The 16,584-nt window shown below is 32.6% G+C and carries 20 protein-coding genes, 1 riboswitch and 1 other annotated feature; of the genes, 4 read left to right on the forward strand and 16 right to left on the reverse strand.

The window, feature by feature from the left end; translation table 11 throughout:
* Window positions 1-5: 5 nt before the first annotated feature.
* From ACZYT4_RS12050 to ACZYT4_RS12075, 6 genes are all read right to left on the reverse strand, one after another.
* Entirely contained in the window at window positions 6-788 is a 783-nt protein-coding gene (locus tag ACZYT4_RS12050) for an ABC transporter permease (RefSeq protein WP_463786068.1), read from the reverse strand.
* Window positions 788-1,621: an ABC transporter permease gene (locus tag ACZYT4_RS12055; protein ID WP_463786071.1), complete on the reverse strand. Its 834-nt coding sequence runs from the start codon at window positions 1,619-1,621 to the stop codon at window positions 788-790. Before ACZYT4_RS12055 ends, ACZYT4_RS12050 begins: the two co-directional genes overlap by 1 nt.
* A 42-nt stretch (window positions 1,622-1,663) precedes the next feature.
* Window positions 1,664-1,764: riboswitch (purine riboswitch) on the reverse strand.
* A gap of 92 nt (window positions 1,765-1,856) precedes the next feature.
* The gene (locus ACZYT4_RS12060; RefSeq protein ID WP_463786074.1) at window positions 1,857-2,237 is read right to left on the reverse strand and encodes a desulfoferrodoxin family protein; all 381 of its coding nucleotides are present in this window, start codon (window positions 2,235-2,237) and stop codon (window positions 1,857-1,859) included.
* 73 nt (window positions 2,238-2,310) lie between these two features.
* A complete protein-coding gene (locus ACZYT4_RS12065; protein ID WP_463786077.1) occupies window positions 2,311-2,808 on the reverse strand; it encodes an O-acetyl-ADP-ribose deacetylase in 498 nt (165 codons plus the stop codon).
* A 54-nt stretch (window positions 2,809-2,862) separates the two neighbouring features.
* Window positions 2,863-3,384 (reverse strand): YcxB family protein, encoded by a 522-nt coding sequence (locus ACZYT4_RS12070; RefSeq protein WP_463786078.1) that lies wholly within the window; start codon window positions 3,382-3,384, stop codon window positions 2,863-2,865.
* A gap of 60 nt (window positions 3,385-3,444) precedes the next feature.
* A complete protein-coding gene (locus ACZYT4_RS12075; protein ID WP_463786080.1) occupies window positions 3,445-4,374 on the reverse strand; it encodes an AEC family transporter in 930 nt (309 codons plus the stop codon).
* Window positions 4,375-4,519: 145 nt separating this feature from the next.
* Here ACZYT4_RS12075 and ACZYT4_RS12080 point away from each other — a divergent pair, with 145 nt between their 5' ends.
* Window positions 4,520-5,473 carry an L-lactate dehydrogenase gene (locus tag ACZYT4_RS12080; RefSeq protein ID WP_463786082.1) on the forward strand — a complete coding sequence of 318 codons (954 nt, stop codon included), beginning with the start codon at window positions 4,520-4,522 and terminating at the stop codon, window positions 5,471-5,473.
* Window positions 5,474-5,500: 27 nt separating this feature from the next.
* Here the strand turns inward: ACZYT4_RS12080 and ACZYT4_RS12085 are convergent, their stop codons facing one another.
* The gene (locus ACZYT4_RS12085; RefSeq protein ID WP_463786085.1) at window positions 5,501-6,196 is read right to left on the reverse strand and encodes an LrgB family protein; all 696 of its coding nucleotides are present in this window, start codon (window positions 6,194-6,196) and stop codon (window positions 5,501-5,503) included.
* Entirely contained in the window at window positions 6,189-6,542 is a 354-nt protein-coding gene (locus tag ACZYT4_RS12090; protein WP_463786087.1) for a CidA/LrgA family protein, read from the reverse strand. The genes ACZYT4_RS12085 and ACZYT4_RS12090 overlap by 8 nt, the downstream gene beginning before the upstream one ends.
* A 129-nt stretch (window positions 6,543-6,671) precedes the next feature.
* Between ACZYT4_RS12090 and ACZYT4_RS12095 the strand changes: the two genes are divergently transcribed.
* Together ACZYT4_RS12095 and ACZYT4_RS12100 are read left to right on the forward strand one after the other, a co-directional pair.
* Window positions 6,672-7,232: a 3'-5' exonuclease gene (locus tag ACZYT4_RS12095; protein WP_463786089.1), complete on the forward strand. Its 561-nt coding sequence runs from the start codon at window positions 6,672-6,674 to the stop codon at window positions 7,230-7,232.
* Between the two features lie 87 nt (window positions 7,233-7,319).
* Complete coding sequence (locus ACZYT4_RS12100) at window positions 7,320-7,553, forward strand: hypothetical protein (RefSeq protein WP_463786092.1); 234 nt, start codon at window positions 7,320-7,322, stop codon at window positions 7,551-7,553.
* 265 nt (window positions 7,554-7,818) lie between these two features.
* Here ACZYT4_RS12100 and leuS read toward each other — a convergent pair whose 3' ends face one another.
* The 3 genes from leuS to ACZYT4_RS12115 form a co-directional block, all read right to left on the reverse strand.
* Window positions 7,819-10,215 carry a leucine--tRNA ligase gene (gene leuS / locus ACZYT4_RS12105; protein WP_463786117.1) on the reverse strand — a complete coding sequence of 799 codons (2,397 nt, stop codon included), beginning with the start codon at window positions 10,213-10,215 and terminating at the stop codon, window positions 7,819-7,821.
* Window positions 10,216-10,250: 35 nt separating this feature from the next.
* Window positions 10,251-10,456, reverse strand: a binding site (T-box leader).
* Between the two features lie 45 nt (window positions 10,457-10,501).
* Entirely contained in the window at window positions 10,502-11,227 is a 726-nt protein-coding gene (locus ACZYT4_RS12110) for a TrmH family RNA methyltransferase (RefSeq protein WP_463786095.1), read from the reverse strand.
* On the reverse strand, window positions 11,224-11,889 hold the full coding sequence (locus ACZYT4_RS12115) for a M48 family metallopeptidase (RefSeq protein ID WP_463786097.1): 666 nt from the start codon (window positions 11,887-11,889) through the stop codon (window positions 11,224-11,226). The genes ACZYT4_RS12110 and ACZYT4_RS12115 overlap by 4 nt, the downstream gene beginning before the upstream one ends.
* Before the next feature lie 59 nt (window positions 11,890-11,948).
* On the opposite strand from ACZYT4_RS12115, the gene sspI reads away from it, so the two are divergent.
* A complete protein-coding gene (gene sspI, locus ACZYT4_RS12120) occupies window positions 11,949-12,140 on the forward strand; it encodes a small acid-soluble spore protein SspI (RefSeq protein ID WP_463786100.1) in 192 nt (63 codons plus the stop codon).
* A gap of 6 nt (window positions 12,141-12,146) precedes the next feature.
* On the opposite strand, the gene ACZYT4_RS12125 is transcribed toward sspI, so the two are convergent.
* The 5 genes from ACZYT4_RS12125 to ACZYT4_RS12145 all read right to left on the reverse strand — a co-directional run.
* Complete coding sequence (locus ACZYT4_RS12125; RefSeq protein ID WP_463786102.1) at window positions 12,147-12,548, reverse strand: hypothetical protein; 402 nt, start codon at window positions 12,546-12,548, stop codon at window positions 12,147-12,149.
* Between the two features lies 1 nt (window position 12,549).
* On the reverse strand, window positions 12,550-13,392 hold the full coding sequence (locus ACZYT4_RS12130) for a hypothetical protein (RefSeq protein WP_463786105.1): 843 nt from the start codon (window positions 13,390-13,392) through the stop codon (window positions 12,550-12,552).
* Window positions 13,393-13,453: 61 nt separating this feature from the next.
* Window positions 13,454-14,563, reverse strand: a complete 1,110-nt coding sequence (locus tag ACZYT4_RS12135) for a S1C family serine protease (RefSeq protein ID WP_463786108.1) — start codon at window positions 14,561-14,563, stop codon at window positions 13,454-13,456.
* Between the two features lie 110 nt (window positions 14,564-14,673).
* On the reverse strand, window positions 14,674-15,516 hold the full coding sequence (locus tag ACZYT4_RS12140) for a patatin-like phospholipase family protein (protein ID WP_463786110.1): 843 nt from the start codon (window positions 15,514-15,516) through the stop codon (window positions 14,674-14,676).
* Window positions 15,516-16,584: M42 family metallopeptidase (locus ACZYT4_RS12145; protein WP_463786113.1), on the reverse strand; the 1,069-nt coding region annotated here is incomplete at its 5' end. The genes ACZYT4_RS12145 and ACZYT4_RS12140, both read right to left, overlap by 1 nt.

Here is a 16,584-nt window from a genome sequence, read left to right on the forward strand (position 1 = left end):
TCCTCCTATTTAGCAAGTGCTGATATACCTAATGTTTTTTCAACAATAAACATAATAACAATTGTTGCTAACATTAATAATACAGAAACGGCTGAAACCGTTGGATCATAATTATATTCAATATAATTCATCAGTGTTGTTGGTAAAGTTGTGACACCAGGTCCTGTTAAGAACATAGATACAGGAATATTATTAAATGAATTAATAAATGACAACATAAAGGCAGCACTGATACCAGATGTAATATTTGGTAAAACCACTTTAAAGAAAGCTTGTCCTTTTTGACACCCTAAACTCAATGCAGCTTCTTCAATGGCAAAATCAAACTGATCCAATGAAGAACCAACAATACGAATGACATAAGGTAAAACAACTAAGAAATGTCCTAACAGTAAACTTTCAAAAACCGGGAATCCCAGTGAGAGGACTAAATATTGATAGAGTGCATACCCGACAACAATTCCAGGAATAATCGTTGGTGATAAGAAGAAACTTTTCAAAAGTTTTTTCCCCACTACACTATATCTTGCTAATGCATAAGCTGCCGGAACACCAACCAGCAATGCCAATAAAGTTGCTAATAAGGCAATTTCTCCACTCAACAATAAAGAACTCATAAAGCTTTCTGATTCAAAAACATTCACAAACCACTGCAATGAAAAACCATGGATAGGGAAAGTAATTGTCGCTTCTGATCCAAAAGCTGTAACTGCAATAATAATTAAAGGTATAAACAAAAATGCAAATACCAAAATAGAAATTATCATTAATCCTTTATGTTTACGCATTAGACTTCACCTCGCTTATCTAATTTTGCAGCAATAGCATTTAAAAGTTTCATAACAATTAATGTTGTAATAATCATAATGACTGCAAATACGCTCGCTGCTGTCCAGTTATTTAAACTCAAAGCCTGTTGAGAAATAAATGTTGCTAAAACTAAATTTTTTGGTCCTCCTAATAATTGAGGTGTCGTATAGGCACTGAGTGAACCTGTGAAAACCAAAACGCATCCGACAATAATTCCTGGTATACTCAATGGTAATACCACTTTTAAAAATGCTTTGACACGACTAGCTCCTAAACTTTCAGCTGCTTCCATCATATCATTATCAATGTTTTCCATAACACCAACCAAAGTAATAATCATTAATGGTAAAAACAAATAAATGGTACCAATCAAAACTGAAAACTCTGTATATAACATTGTAATAGGTTCCTTAATAATCCCAATAGACATCAAGATATTATTAATGACACCATTTTTTCCTAAAATATTAATCCATGCAAAACTTCTAACTACTGAATTTGTTAACATGGGGAAAATAGAAACAGCCATTAAAATACCACGCCATTTTTTATCACATCGAGAAATAAAATAGGCTGTTGGCACCCCCAAAATCATACAGACAATAGATGAAATCAAAGCAATTCTTACTGTTCTAATAAAAATTGTCATATAATACTCATCTTGAAAAAAAGCCAGATAATTTGCAAAACTAAAGCCACTTCCTTCAGGAAACAAAGTTGGAAAAATGATTTGAATTAATGGCATGACCAAAAAAACAATCAATAAAACCAAACAAGGTACCAAAAGAAGATAATGCATTTTTTTCTTCACTATAGTCCCTCCTCCAATAAAAAAAGTCTATCCTGCGATAGACACATCAAAAGCATCTATCATAGTCCCATTATTTACGGTAACGGGGTAGAAACGACTGAGCCAATTCCCAGACATATATGATAACCACGCCTATTGTAACAAACGTCTGTAGTTTTGTCTAATCTTTTTCGCCATTTTTTCACTTTTTATCACATAAAAAAAGATATTGAAATCTATCAATATCTTTTATACATTATGCTTCAATTGTTGCTTTCCATAAACCATGTAAGTTACAGTATTCATAAACTTCCACAGTTCCTTTATATTCTCCTAAAGCAAAAGTTGCTTCAGGTGCATCTTCAGCAGTTAAATCAGCACGTAAAACCTGATTTCCTGCCACTGCAATAATTGTTGTAATCAAATGTTCTTCAGTCATAGGATGAGCCACTTCTCCAACTTTGACATGAAGTTTATCTCCTTCAACAGATAAAACAGGAACATGTTTTTCTAAAGCTCCATCAGTTGTATTGGCTGTTAACTCTACCATTGGTTTTCCACAGCAAACAACTGGTACTCCTTTATCGACAATCTTTTCTACAACATTTCCACATACTGGACATACATATAATTTCATAATCTTAACTCCTTTCATTTACAAGTTTATTCTACCACGTCTTATTTATTATAGCCAATCATATGCACTATTATTATTTTTTTAATAAATCAATATAAACCTGATATGTATAATCATCAAAACAGATGATATCCACCTGTTGAATCATATCACTTTGATATTGTTGTATTGTTTGTAAAGCAATTTGAGCTGCTTGTGACACAGGATAGTGATAGGCTCCCGTGCTGATTGATGGAAAAGCAATGTGATGACAATGATACTCATCAGCCTTTTCCAGACATTTTTGATAGCATGATGCCAACAACTCTGCCTCATGATGTTGACCATCACGATAAACTGGTCCAACAGTATGAATAACAAACTGTGCAGGCAAATGATATGCCTTCGTCACTTTGGCCTCACCTGTTGCACAACCATGTAATAAACGACATTCCTGTAATAATTCAGGTCCTGCTGCGCGATGAATAGCCCCATCAACACCTCCTCCACCTAGCAAGCTATTATTGGCAGCATTCACTATAGCATCGCATTTGATCTTCGTAATATCACCTTTGAAAACCTTTATTTCCATATTCTCACCTACCTATACCTATTATAACAAAAAAAGCCATTATAAACATAATGACTAATCTTGAATCCAATGTTTAATTTTGGTATCTTTTGTCTTTAAAAAATCAACAAAATTTGCAAGAGTCACTTTTAAACATTCTTTACGAATAATAATCAGTTCATTTCCCTTAGCAAGCAACACATATGCATTTGGTGTTTTATAAAAAGATTTGAGATGTGAATAAGGAATTTTATTATCAATGGCTGTCTGACAATTATGGACAACAACGCCATCATTTCCAAAAATCATGGTATATGTGACTTGGCGTGCATCAATTTCCTCATCCATTAATTTTAGCATTTCTTTATAACGGCTATGTTTGAGAAAAAAGATTTCCCCAATACAAACACCACCTAAAATCACCAAAATGACACCTTGCAATAGCTGTTGATTAACCAAATTGAAAGCTCCAATAATCAATGCTATAATCCCGGCTATGATTAATAAATTTCTTTGCCATGGTGCAATCATATATTTTTTAACTTCTTTCAACAAAGTTTCATCAACAATATTACGTCCTATTTGAATTCTCTTCATATCACTTTTCCTCCAACATGAACATATTATCATAAATCAAGATGTCTTGTATATGAATTTTTATAGAATTTGATAAATATAAACAATCATCGGCATTGTCACAATGCAAAAGATAACTGACATCACATTCATAATACTCGTATAACCAGGATGTTTATCATATAACTGCGCAAACTGAGTAATCGTGGCTGCAGCTGGTGCACTGGCAGCCAAAAGACTAATCAAAAGAATCTGGTTAGCATCATGATGCCAATTTTCTAGTCCAATCAATTGAAAAACAACAATTATCAATAATGGATAAACAATCAATCTTAATAAGCAAATCAGATAAACTCTTTTTTCTTTAAATATAGCCAGAAGATCCATATTTCCTAAAAGCATACCAATAACCAGCATACTTAACGGTCCTACCATACTCCCAATATTGCCAACAGTTTCCTGTAATAAACCTGGTAATTGCCATCTGCCAATAAACATTATAATGCCTATCCCAATCGCTATGACATTGATATTCCCTATAATTTTCTTCAAATCATAACTTTTTTCATTACAAACCAGATTTTTACCATGTGTCCAAATCAATATTGTTTGAACAACCATATAACCACTTGTATATAATACCCATTCTGCTCCCAAAACTGAAGATACTAATGGTATAATCAGATTGCCGGCATTAGAATAGATTAAAGTTGCTTTTTCTACTGGCATCAAATGAAAAAAAGAACCCAAAAGTTTTGTCAGTGGTATAAAAACGATATGAACAATGATAGCTGCCACAAATGAAAGAACAAGTCCCATGAATTTTTCTTGTGTAAAATCAATTTGAAATGCATTTAAAATTGTACATGGACACACAATATACAAAACAATTTTAGAAATAACTTTACTATCAGCTTCTGTCAATATTCTCCATTTCACCGATAAATATCCAATAAAAATGATGATAAACAATCCCAAAATTTCTTGAGCCAACAAAATACTTAATTCCATATTTTCCCTCTTTTCCCATATAGTATACTCATTTTTTTCATAAATTCATTTCATTTTCAATAATAGAAAACTTTTTATGTATTTCCTGATAAGAAAAAAGAAATTTATGCTATAATCTAGGCATCATAAATAAGGAGAAAAATGAATGAAACTAGAAAAAAGAAAAGTTGTGATTATTGGTAGTGGCAATGTCGGTGTAAGTACGGCCTTTTGCCTTATTAATCAAGGATTATGTGATGAAATTGCCTTGATCGATTTAAATGAAGAAAAAGCTTTTGGTGAAGTTTTAGACTTATCGCAAAGTATAGAATATATGAATCGTAATACCCATGTGAAATTAGGTCATTATGCAGATTGTGAAGATGCGCAAATCGTCATTATTACTGCAAGTGTGCCAACTCCACAAAGTGGTAATGATCGTTTAAAGATGTTGGAGCCAACCTTAAAAGTTATGAAATCTATTATTACAGAAGTCATGGCACATCATTTTGATGGTCATCTTATCATTGTCTCTAATCCTGTGGATTTGATGAGCTATTATGCCTATCGTCTTTCAGGATTACCATCTAATCAGGTTATTGGTACTGGAACAACCCTCGATACTGCTCGTCTGAAATATTTTATTGCACAGAAAATTCAGGTTGATCCACGCAGTGTCCATGCTATGGTTATTGGGGAACATGGTGATAGTGAAATGATTCCATGGTCAACAGTGCGCATTGGTGGTAAAGACATTTATAGTGTTGTTAAGGATAATCAAGATCGTTTAGGTGAAAATCCTTACGAGCAAATGAAAATGGATACGATTCAAGCAGGATGGGAAATTTTCAATCGCAAAGGTAATACATGTTATGGTATTGCTTCAAGCGTTGTTGGTATTGTCAAAACTATTTTACATAATGAAAATAAGATACTCCCTGTCTCAACTTTATTAAATGGTGAATATGGACAAGAAAATCTTTTCATTAGTGTTCCTTCTATTATTGATCGCAGTGGTGTCAGAGAAATTGTTGAATTACATATGACAGAGCAGGAACAAGAAGAGTTTAATCAATCTTGTCAACGCCTAAGATCTTTTTACAATCTTTTAGACAAATAGTTCTATGCCAAAAGCATAGAACTATTTTTATACAATCAATTGAATGATCATTGGTACCAAAAAGACAGTCAATACACCAGAAATCACTATAGATAAACTACTCATTGCTGCTTCAATTTCTCCAAACTCAATGGCTTTTGCAGTTCCAATCGCATGGGCACTGTTTCCTAACGCCAATCCACGCGCAACTGGATGATGAATGTGAAAAATTTTAAAAATAGATTTTGCAATCATTGCCCCAAAAATTCCTGTTAAGATGACAACACCAACAGTAATCGTTGATTGACCACCAATCAATTCAGATACACCAATTGCTATTGCTGTTGTAATGGACTTAGGCATCAAAGAGCATAATAACGTTTCACTTGCTTTCAATAAAAAGCAAAGAATAACAATACTGATGAGTCCCATAAAACAACCACATAACAAACTTATCAAAATGGCTGAAAAATGCTTCATCAAGATTTGTGTTTGTTTATATAAAGGAATAGCTAAGCAAACAGTTGCAGGAGTTAATAAATAGGTAATCATTTGGGCTCCCTGATTATATGTTTGAAAATCAATATTCAAAACATACAAAATCATAATTGAAAAAAGAGCACTCATCAATAAAGGATTAAAAATAGGATATGACCAACGTTTTCTGATTTGAACAGCCAGCCAATAAGTAGATAAACTTAATACAATTCCAAAATAAGTTGTTTCAATTAATAAATTATTCATGATTCTCTTTCCTTTCAATCATATATTGGGCAACTTTTCCTGTTACAACCATTACGATCACTGTACTGATGACTAATACAATCATAATTGTCACAAGATTTTCCATCAGCTCATTTTGAACATTCATTAAACTTACTGCTGAAGGTACAAATAAAACGGGCATAATCAAAATAAACCAGTCAGCTACATCCTCAACGTCTGATAATCTTAGAACCCCTGTATAAAGTCCAATCAGCATTATGAGCAATCCATAAACACTTGCAGGAATAGGTAAAGGTAAAAAACTTAATAATTCTCCTAAAAATGAAATCAGAATAATAATCAAAAACTGATGTATATACTTCATAATAACCTCCCTGTTATTGATTTAGGACAACATTATATCACGATATCTTCAATTATTATACTTTTTATCAATTTATTTGCATTTTTATCTCAAATGAATTTAAATATATATATAAATGAGGTGATATACATGGATGATCAAAGAAAATACTACAAAAGAGGACACTATATTAAAAAACTGATTGATGACTATTGTGTTTTGGATATTGAAACAACTGGTTTATCTTGGCGTCAAGATAAAATTATTGAAATTGGATTATTAAAAGTAAGAAACAAACAAATTATTGATCGTTATAGCCAGCTGATCAATCCTCAGCAACATATCAGTTCTTTTATTACACAATTAACAGGCATTGATAACCAAATGATAGCAGATATGCCCATTCTATCTTCTATACAAGATGAAGTTTTACAGTTTCTAGGGCAAGATATTATCATTGGACATAATACAGCTTTTGATTTGAATTTCATTGCCAATCATTTTCAAGTAGATTTAAAAAACGCATATATAGATACTGTGCAATTTTCCAAGAAAGTCTACCCTGCCTTACCTCATCATCGTTTATCTGATATGGTAGAATTCCTTCATCTTTCAACCAATGAACACCGCTCTTTGGCTGACTGCATATCGACTTATGAACTTTATGAACATCTCAAAAAAGAAATAGTTACACAACATATCTCTATATAAATACCCAAAAAGCATAATTCATCATCCATTATAAGTATTGGATATTGACTCCTTTTATTTATAAAATAATATTAAGGAGGTTTCCATATGATTCAAACACTGACTAAGGATGATATTCAAAAAAGCTTACAGGATTTAGGATGCTCGCCCAAACAAATTCAGGAACTTGTTGATGACTTTGAAAATCATCAATTTCAATTTCTCTTTCGTTATCTACAAAAGAAAAGATTTGAAATTCTAGATGAAGTTCATCAAAAACAAAAAAAGATTGATCATCTTGATTATCTCATCTATACTTTAAAAAACATTCAAGATCAATAAAGATTATCTTAGGATAGATCATTTTGTATAAGACTTCAATAATATTTTGATTCTTCGCAAGAACAGATATGATAAAAATGATTTTTAATCAATAGATTCATAAGATTATAAACACGTTAACAAATCAGTTGACGTGTTTTTCTATTAATAACGAATAAAAAAAGTAAATTTTCAAAACGAAATATTTCCGTTTTGAAAAATTCACTTTATGATTGATTTGTAAATATCAGCTGATTGAAATCAATATTTATTTTCTATATAGATATTACTTCACAACAATATTAACAATCTTATTTTTCACAACAATAATTTTCACAATATTCTTTCCATCAGTATGTGTTTTCACATTATCTTGAGCTAAAGCTTCCTGTTTAACCACTTCATCATCTTCATCCTTATTAACAGTGATTTTCGCACGAAGTTTTCCATTAACCTGAACAGCCATTTCAATTGTTGCCTGTTCAAGCATAGCTTCATCATATGTTGGCCATGCTTCATAAGCTAAAGATTCATCATGACCTAATAACTGCCACATTTCTTCACAGACATGTGGAGCAACACAACTTAACATTTTGACTAAGTTTTCAGCATATGGACGATAAAGTGTTTTAGCTTTATAAGCTTCATTAACGAAAATCATCATTTGTGAAATAGCTGTATTGAATCCTAATGTTTCATAATCATGAGTCACTTTTTTCACAGTAAAATGATAGATATAATCTAATGAATGATCATTATCATCACTGATCTTACCAGATTCTACAATCAAACGATAGACACGATCCAGCCATTTTCTAGCTCCATCAACACCTGTTTCACTCCATGGTTTACTTGCCTCTAAAGGTCCCATAAACATTTCATAAACTCTTAAAGTGTCAGCTCCATAAGTTTTCACAATATCATCAGGATTAATGACATTGCCTTTAGACTTACTCATCTTTTCTCCATTTGTTCCTAAAATCATACCTTGATGATATAATTTTTGGAATGGTTCTGGATGTGATAAATATCCTTTATCATATAAATAACGATTCCACATACGAGAATATAATAAGTGTCCAACAGCATGTTCAGGTCCGCCCACATATAAGTCAACTGGTAACCAGTGATCTAATAACTTTCTATCGGCAATCTCATGATCATTATGTGGATCAATATATCGCATATAATACCAGCTGCTTCCCGCACTTCCTGGCATTGTACTTGTTTCACGCTTTCCAGCTTTTCCATTGACTGTCACATTGACCCAGTCAGTGGCTTTATCTAGTGGTGATGCGCCACTTTTAGAAGGTGAATAATCTTCTAGTGGTGGTAAAAGTAATGGCAATTCATCATCTGATAACGCAACAGAAGTACCATCATCAAAATTAATAATTGGAATAGGTTCTCCCCAGTATCTCTGACGCGCAAAAATCCATTCTCTTAAACGATAGTTTACTTTCTTTTCACCACAATGATGATCCGTTAACCATTGAATCATTGTGTCAATAGCTTCTTCTTTATTCATTCCATTTAAGAAATCAGAATTGATATGTGTTCCATCCTGTGTCCATGCTTCTTTCGTGACATCTCCACCTTCAAGAACAGGAATAATATCAAGACCAAATTTAGTTGCAAATTCCCAGTCACGTTCATCATGAGCAGGTACAGCCATGATAGCTCCTGTACCATAGCCAGCTAAAACATAATCAGAAATCCAAATAGGCACTTTCTTTTGGTTCACTGGATTAATTGCATAGGCACCAGTAAAGACACCTGTTTTTTCTTTATTTAATTCTGTACGTTCTAATTCTGATTTTGTTGCACAGACTTTCACATAGGCTTCCACAGCCTCTTTTTGTTCTGGTGTTGTAATTTGAGCTACCAGTTCATGTTCAGGAGCCAAAACACAGTAAGTGGCACCAAACAATGTATCGCAGCGTGTTGTAAAAACAGTAAACTGTTCATTGTGTCCATCGACTTTAAAATGCACATGAGCACCAATTGATTTTCCAATCCAGTTTCTTTGAATTTCTTTTGTAGATTCAGGCCAGTCAATATCCTCTAATCCAGCCAATAATTTTTCAGCATAAGCTGGAATATCAATAACCCACTGTTTCATATTTTTTCTAATAACTGGATATCCTCCACGTTCACTTTTTCCATCAATGATTTCATCATTTGCTAAAACTGTTCCCAATTCTTCACACCAGTTCACTGGAATATCTACATTTTTAGCCAAACCATCTTCATAAAGCTGTTTAAAAATCCATTGTGTCCAATGATAATAATCAGGATCACATGTTGAAATACATTTATCCCAATCAAATGAAAAACCTAACATCTTTAATTGATGTGTAAAAGTTTCAATATTATGACGTGTAAATCCTTCAGGATGATTTCCTGTTTTAATCGCATATTGTTCTGCTGGCAATCCAAAAGCATCAAATCCCATTGGATGTAAAACATTATATCCCTGCATTCTTTTCATACGTGACATAATATCTGTTGCTGTATATCCTTCAGGATGCCCGACATGTAAACCTTGTCCTGATGGATATGGAAACATATCTAACGCATAGTATTTTGGTTTTGAAAAATCCCAAACATCTGTATAAAAAGTCTGATGTTCATCCCAATATTTTTGCCACTTCTTTTCAATGGCTTGATGATCAAATGGCATCATTTATCCCTCCTTATAATATAAAAAGTCGCCCCTCTAAGGACGACTTGATCGCGATACCACCTTAGTTCATATATGACATCCATATATGCTCTCAAAACTTTAACGCAGTTAACGACAAAAACTACTCTTTTCATCTTTGTATCTCCAAGGCGAGTTCATTGCCTAACCTGTCTATTTTCACCACCCATAGACTCTCTAAAAAGTATCAACAACTACTACTCCTTTTCATCGATTCTAAACACAAGATATTATATCATATGTTTATTATTTTGCAAATCTTTTCTTAAACTTTAGGAAAATGATACATCACAATAGCCCCAGCTATCGCAACATTTAATGAATCAATAGATTGAATAGGAATATATAAGGCATGATCACATTGCTTTAAGACTTCATTTGAAACACCTTGCCCTTCATTTCCTAAAACAAAAGCCATCTGTTTTTGGATTGGATATTGTTCAATAGATAAAGCATGATGCAATGAAGTTGCATAGATTGGAACATGATTTTCCTGTAAAAGAGAAATCGCTTCTAACAAATCCATCTGACAAATTTTCATTTGAAATAATGCTCCCTGTGTTGCACGTATTACTTTATCATTATATAAATCTACACATTCTGGAGAAAGAATCATTTGATCATATCCAAAAGCTAATGCTGTTCGAATGATTGTTCCTAGATTCCCAGGATCCTGAATTCCATCTAACAATAGATAACGTTCTAAAGAAGGTTGAAAAGATGTATGTGATGGTTTACGACAAATAGCCATAATGGGCTGGGGAGTTTTTGTAAAAGCTAGTTTTTCCATCACTTTTTGTGATACCAAAAGACCATCCTGATCTAAAAGATTTTCAGATGTTGCGATGACTCTTTGTATACAACCAGCCTTCTTTGCTTCTTCAACCAAATGAAATCCTTCAACTAAAAAAAGGTTTTCTTCATCACGATATTTTTTTTGTTTCAATTTCATTATCTTTTTAATTGTTTCATTTTGTACTGATGTAATCATGTATGCTTCTCCTTTAAACGTTTTTGTAATTCTTTATAATGAGGCATTCTCTTTTGAATTTCTGCATAAAACAATCGAGAATGATCAGGATGTAAAAAGTGTGTTAATTCATGAATAATCACATAATCAATCAGTCCTTTTTCTAGATGAACAAGCCCCAAATGAAAAGTGATAAGATGTTCTTTATAATAACAGCTTCCCCATCGACTTTTATATTTTTTGATTTCAATGCGTGGCATTTCTAAATCAAAATCATGCGCCAAATATCCAATGACCTTTTCTTCAATATAATCCAATAAAATCTTTTGACACAATTTTTCCAGACACTCTTTGATGTTTTGATGATACACATAAATGCATTGTCCATGAAATTGACATTTTTTAATCCCAATATCTCTTAAAACAATATCATAACGTTGATTGAAAATCAGGATAAATCCTCCGTCACTGTATTGAACATAAGGTTGATAAGCTTTGATTTGTTTCAATAAACGTTGCTGATAATTCTGTATAACTGTCTCTATCAATACCTGTGAAGTTCCATAAGGTGCACTCACATGTAAAACACCATCTTTCACACGCATCCTTATATTTTGCATATGTTTATATGTCAACTGATAAGTCACAATTTCCTGATCTAATTGAATTTGTAATTCTTTCATAAAACTCCTTGTATAAAAATAATTATTTATCCCATATTATATAAGAAAGGACTGATAAAATGCGTGAAGCACTACTAACAAATCTCAAAGGTTTTTCTCCTTTACAGCTACAGCAGACAATTGATGAAGGCATAGCATCTCAAGAAGAAACAATCCTTGTAGGATTAGGTGTTCTGTTTGAAGAATATTATAATTCTCTAGATTCCTCTACAAAACAACAATTTCTTGAAAAACTGAGCTCTCTTTTATAGACCATTCTATGGTCTTTTTTTATGAATCCATAATTGTTTAACTTGTCTTAATGCAATCAAAACAAAAAGGAGTGAGAAATTCCATTGAAAAAGATCACGCATTGGAATCCAAAAGACAATAATAGCCATCAATAATAAAACAATACATAATTTATAACTTAATAATTTTTCATAAGTATCATATATGATTTTTGAGATTTCAAAAATCATATAATTCAAAAGCCAAATCAATAAAAAATACAATGTGGTGTAAATATTCACTAAAAATAAACGTTGTAAAGCTTCAATCCATGTACAATGATAATAAGCAATCAAAGAAATAATAAAGGAAATCAAAGCAATGAATAATGTAGAAAAAGCATTTCTTAGCATATATATAGTCATTAAATCTTTTCTTTTTGTTTGCATGTTATTCTCCTTTTTGAACAGGATTTAAAGGTAAGATAAATGTATAAGGATTTGTATCATTTTCTTCTTTCATTAATGTAATGACACAACATAAATTCATATCTAATAATGATTCTTCTCCATCATAATATCCGATATTTTTCATCTGGTTTGTTAAAAAATCCTCAGTTTTCCCATTCATATAAACAAAACGTTCATAATCATTAATATCTTCACTTCCATCTTGATCTTTCAAATAAAGATAATCCACAATCATATAAGGATATTCTTTTGCAATATCTTCATTCTTACTTGAAAAAATCCCTGTCTTTAACCATGAAGAAGTCACATAGACATTTGTCAGTGAATAATCTTTATTCGCACCTGTATAAGTTAACATATCCTGATTTTTCATCGTTATAGATTGTGAGTATATCTCTTTTTGATCTCGAACAATTTCAACCTGTAACTGTGCCTTTTGAATATCATCTTCCTGTAAGATTTGATCTGTTTTTTGTTCTTGCATTATGATTACATCATGATCATTTTCAACAGTCATTGATTGTGCCAACTGAACATCATCAGATAAAACAAGAGTCAATGTAATATCATCACCCTTTTGAAAAAAATCTGGTTTCAAAGATATCATACGAGCATGTCCATATCCCTGTGTTTTTCCATCTTGATAAATTTCATAGCCATCAATAGCCAGTTCATCATTCGTACCACTTAAACAATATTGATAATCCAATGTTTCCACATATGTATGAAATACAAAATTAGGATACCAGAAAAAAAGTGTCGTCATCAATAAAGCCAGCAAAACGAATGATAAGATTAACTGTTTTTTGACTTCTTTATTCATATCATCACCATCAACCATTATATATTTTTTAGAAAAAAAAGGAAAGAGCTTTTGTCTTTCCTTATGAAGAACCTAATGTCACATTGACTGTAGATGTCGAACCATTACGATTAATCGTTAATTTGATCGTATCTCCAGGATTTTTAGAATAAAGCTGAGTTAAGAAATCTTTATAAGATTCAATGTCCTCTCCTTCAACCTGTGTAATGACATCTCCTGCTCTAATACCCGCCTGACTTGCTGGTGAATTACTTTGAACATCTGCAACATAGATTCCTTTATTTAAATTTGTCTGAATACGATACATATAAAGTTCATATGATGAATAACTATCTAATGAAACAGCTGAAATACCAATGGTAGGTCGACTGACTTTTCCAGTTTCAATAATTTCTTCAACTAAATCTACTGCATCATTAATTGGAATTGCAAATCCCATACCTTCAACTTCTTCTGAAGCAAGCTTCATAGATGTAATACCAACCAGTTCTCCTGCCGCATTAACAAGAGCACCACCACTATTACCAGGATTGATAGCTGCATCTGTCTGAATAACATTCATATCCCAATCTTCAGTTCCATCATCATTTAAATCAACAGAAACTGTACGAGATGGAGCAGATACAATACCTTGTGTGACTGTTCCAGCATATTCAATACCTAAAGGACTTCCCACTGCTAATACAGGTTCCCCAGCTTCCAATAAATCAGAATCCCCTACTTTAAAAGCAGAAACTTCAAAATCAACTGTCATTTTCAAAACTGCGATATCTCCATATTCATCACTACCTAAACATTCAGCACGAACAGATTCACCATTAGAATAGATGACTTCAATAGATTGCGCATTTTCAATAACGTGATGATTCGTAATCACATAAACAGTTTTTCCATCTACTTTATAGATAACACCACTTCCACTACCAGCAAGCTGATTGTTTTGATATACTGCAACCCCTACTGTAGATTTTTTGGCACTTTCAATAACATCTGTTAAATTTGATTGGACATCATAGTTGACAGTCTGAACTGTTGTATGAGATGAAGATGATGTTGAACTTTGCTGATTACCAAAAATTGTATATAACAAAAATCCATTACACCCTAGTGAGACAATCAATAAAAGTACAACAACAATTTTAAACAATTTATTTTTGTTTATATGTTTCATATTTATCTTTCCTTTCCATCATCAGATGATGATTTCTTTTTATATTTTCATAATAGTATATAAATACCAAAACATTATTTTAAAAATATGTGAAAATATCAAAAAAATGTCTATTTCAGTAACGCTTTGATATCATCCATATGCTCTAATGCTAATTGATAGCCATAATGATAAATACGATCAATTTTTTGTAAATCTTTTTCCAGTGATTCAATTTGAATATCTTCACTTGGTCTTAAAATAATAGCTTTTCCACTTTTTTCTAATTCTTCACAGTAATCCAAAGTTTCATTATATAAAAGATGTCTTGTCAGCAGTGGTTCAACCAAATGTGGATATTTCTTTTTTAATAGACGACTTGCGATAACATTAGCCCTCGATAACGTCTTGCGATATCCTTTTGGTCTTGTTAAAACAATTAACATTTTGTCATGACCATCCTGTTGAGCTTTTCTAACAGGTATGGGATCACAGATACCACCATCATAATATTTCTTTCCATCCAAAGAAATAACAGGAAAAACAAACGGAATCGCACATGTTGCCTTCAACATTGTACATTGCTGATCTAATTTCTTTCCGTCTAAATATTCACATTGTCCCGTTTCTGCATTCGTTACACCAACACGAATATCTGTAGGACTTTCAAGAAAAGTTTTCCAATCAAAGGGATAAAGTTCTTGAGGAATTATTTCATATGCAAATTTTAATCCAAACAGACTACGATCATGAAGATAATTTCGAATACCAACATATCTTTTATCATGGCGATGATTCATCAAAATATCATAATTACGTTGAGGTTGTTTAGAAACATAAGAAAATCCATCAGTAATGCCTGCTGATACCCCAATGACATACGGGAATTCAACACCATAATCATTCAAAGCATCCATCACACCACTAGAAAAAATCGGACGAAAAGTTCCACCTTCTAAAATCAGTGCACCCATTATCTTTTCTCCTCCAGCATAGCTATATACATATCCTCATTAAATTCCCTTAAAAAAGAAACAAGCATCTCAACAGTTGCTTCAAAATCATCCATGTGAACCATTGTGTAATGGGAATGCATATATCGTGTCGGAATAGAAATTGTTAAATTCATAATACCAGCCCCAGCTTTGCTGAGTTCACCTGAATCTGTGCCTCCTGCCAAATCCATATCTAACTGATAAGGAATCTGATGCTTTTGACAAATACTTTCCATTTGTTTTAATAAACCTGTGTGTGCGATAACACTACCATCCATCACACATAAGGCAACACCATTTCCCAATCTGACATCTCCCTTATCACCAGATGGTAAATCATAGGAAAAAGTCACATCAATAGCCAAAGCCAAATCAGGTTGAATCATTTGAGCAACCGTTTTAGCCCCACGCAGTCCAACTTCTTCCTGCACTGTTCCAGCTACATAAAGTGTAGGATAAATTGTCTCATTTTTTAAGCGTTTCATGACTTCAATCATAACAGCAACACCAATACGATCATCCCATGCTTTTGAACATAGGCATTTCCCATTAGATAAAACATGCATCTGGGAAGATGGTGTGATAGGATCACCTTTGTTGATGCCCATATCAAGTGCTTCATTTTTTGTTAGAGCACCCACATCCAGATAAATATCCTGCATCGATAAAGTATGACCTTTATCATGATGAGAAGAAAGTAAAGCAAAGACACCCTTTACTTCTTTTCCCTCTCTTGTCGTTATGGTCATGAGTGAAGATGGTAAATTCTGTACATTCCAGCCTCCCACTGGCTGAACTTTGATAAATCCATTTTCATCAATATCTTTGACCAAAAAGCCAATTTCATCAACATGAGCAGTCAACAAAATCTTAAAAGGATTTTGTCCCTGTTTCATGGCAATTAAACTTCCTAATCCATCATATGAAAATTCATCAACACTCTCTTCAAGATAAGATTTCATCAGTCTTGTGACTTGTTTTTCATAACCTGAAACACCTTTTGCAAGACTTAACTTTTCTAACATTTCTAAATCAATCATTATTCCA

The sequence above is a fragment of the Massilimicrobiota sp. mt181 genome, assembly GCF_055420065.1.

Excerpts from the sequence above, each read along its gene's own strand:
- ACZYT4_RS12050 (WP_463786068.1), bottom strand. The coding sequence starts at position 788 with ATGCGTAAACATAAAGGATTAATGATAATTTCTATTTTGGTATTTGCA.
- ACZYT4_RS12060 (WP_463786074.1), bottom strand. The coding sequence starts at position 2,237 with ATGAAATTATATGTATGTCCAGTATGTGGAAATGTTGTAGAAAAGATT.
- ACZYT4_RS12065 (WP_463786077.1), bottom strand. The coding sequence starts at position 2,808 with ATGGAAATAAAGGTTTTCAAAGGTGATATTACGAAGATCAAATGCGAT.
- ACZYT4_RS12070 (WP_463786078.1), bottom strand. The coding sequence starts at position 3,384 with ATGAAGAGAATTCAAATAGGACGTAATATTGTTGATGAAACTTTGTTG.
- ACZYT4_RS12075 (WP_463786080.1), bottom strand. The coding sequence starts at position 4,374 with ATGGAATTAAGTATTTTGTTGGCTCAAGAAATTTTGGGATTGTTTATC.
- ACZYT4_RS12080 (WP_463786082.1), top strand. The coding sequence starts at position 4,520 with ATGAAACTAGAAAAAAGAAAAGTTGTGATTATTGGTAGTGGCAATGTC.
- ACZYT4_RS12085 (WP_463786085.1), bottom strand. The coding sequence starts at position 6,196 with ATGAATAATTTATTAATTGAAACAACTTATTTTGGAATTGTATTAAGT.
- ACZYT4_RS12090 (WP_463786087.1), bottom strand. The coding sequence starts at position 6,542 with ATGAAGTATATACATCAGTTTTTGATTATTATTCTGATTTCATTTTTA.
- ACZYT4_RS12095 (WP_463786089.1), top strand. The coding sequence starts at position 6,672 with ATGGATGATCAAAGAAAATACTACAAAAGAGGACACTATATTAAAAAA.
- ACZYT4_RS12100 (WP_463786092.1), top strand. The coding sequence starts at position 7,320 with ATGATTCAAACACTGACTAAGGATGATATTCAAAAAAGCTTACAGGAT.
- leuS (WP_463786117.1), bottom strand. The coding sequence starts at position 10,215 with ATGCCATTTGATCATCAAGCCATTGAAAAGAAGTGGCAAAAATATTGG.
- ACZYT4_RS12110 (WP_463786095.1), bottom strand. The coding sequence starts at position 11,227 with ATGATTACATCAGTACAAAATGAAACAATTAAAAAGATAATGAAATTG.
- ACZYT4_RS12115 (WP_463786097.1), bottom strand. The coding sequence starts at position 11,889 with ATGAAAGAATTACAAATTCAATTAGATCAGGAAATTGTGACTTATCAG.
- sspI (WP_463786100.1), top strand. The coding sequence starts at position 11,949 with ATGCGTGAAGCACTACTAACAAATCTCAAAGGTTTTTCTCCTTTACAG.
- ACZYT4_RS12125 (WP_463786102.1), bottom strand. The coding sequence starts at position 12,548 with ATGCAAACAAAAAGAAAAGATTTAATGACTATATATATGCTAAGAAAT.
- ACZYT4_RS12130 (WP_463786105.1), bottom strand. The coding sequence starts at position 13,392 with ATGAATAAAGAAGTCAAAAAACAGTTAATCTTATCATTCGTTTTGCTG.
- ACZYT4_RS12135 (WP_463786108.1), bottom strand. The coding sequence starts at position 14,563 with ATGAAACATATAAACAAAAATAAATTGTTTAAAATTGTTGTTGTACTT.
- ACZYT4_RS12140 (WP_463786110.1), bottom strand. The coding sequence starts at position 15,516 with ATGGGTGCACTGATTTTAGAAGGTGGAACTTTTCGTCCGATTTTTTCT.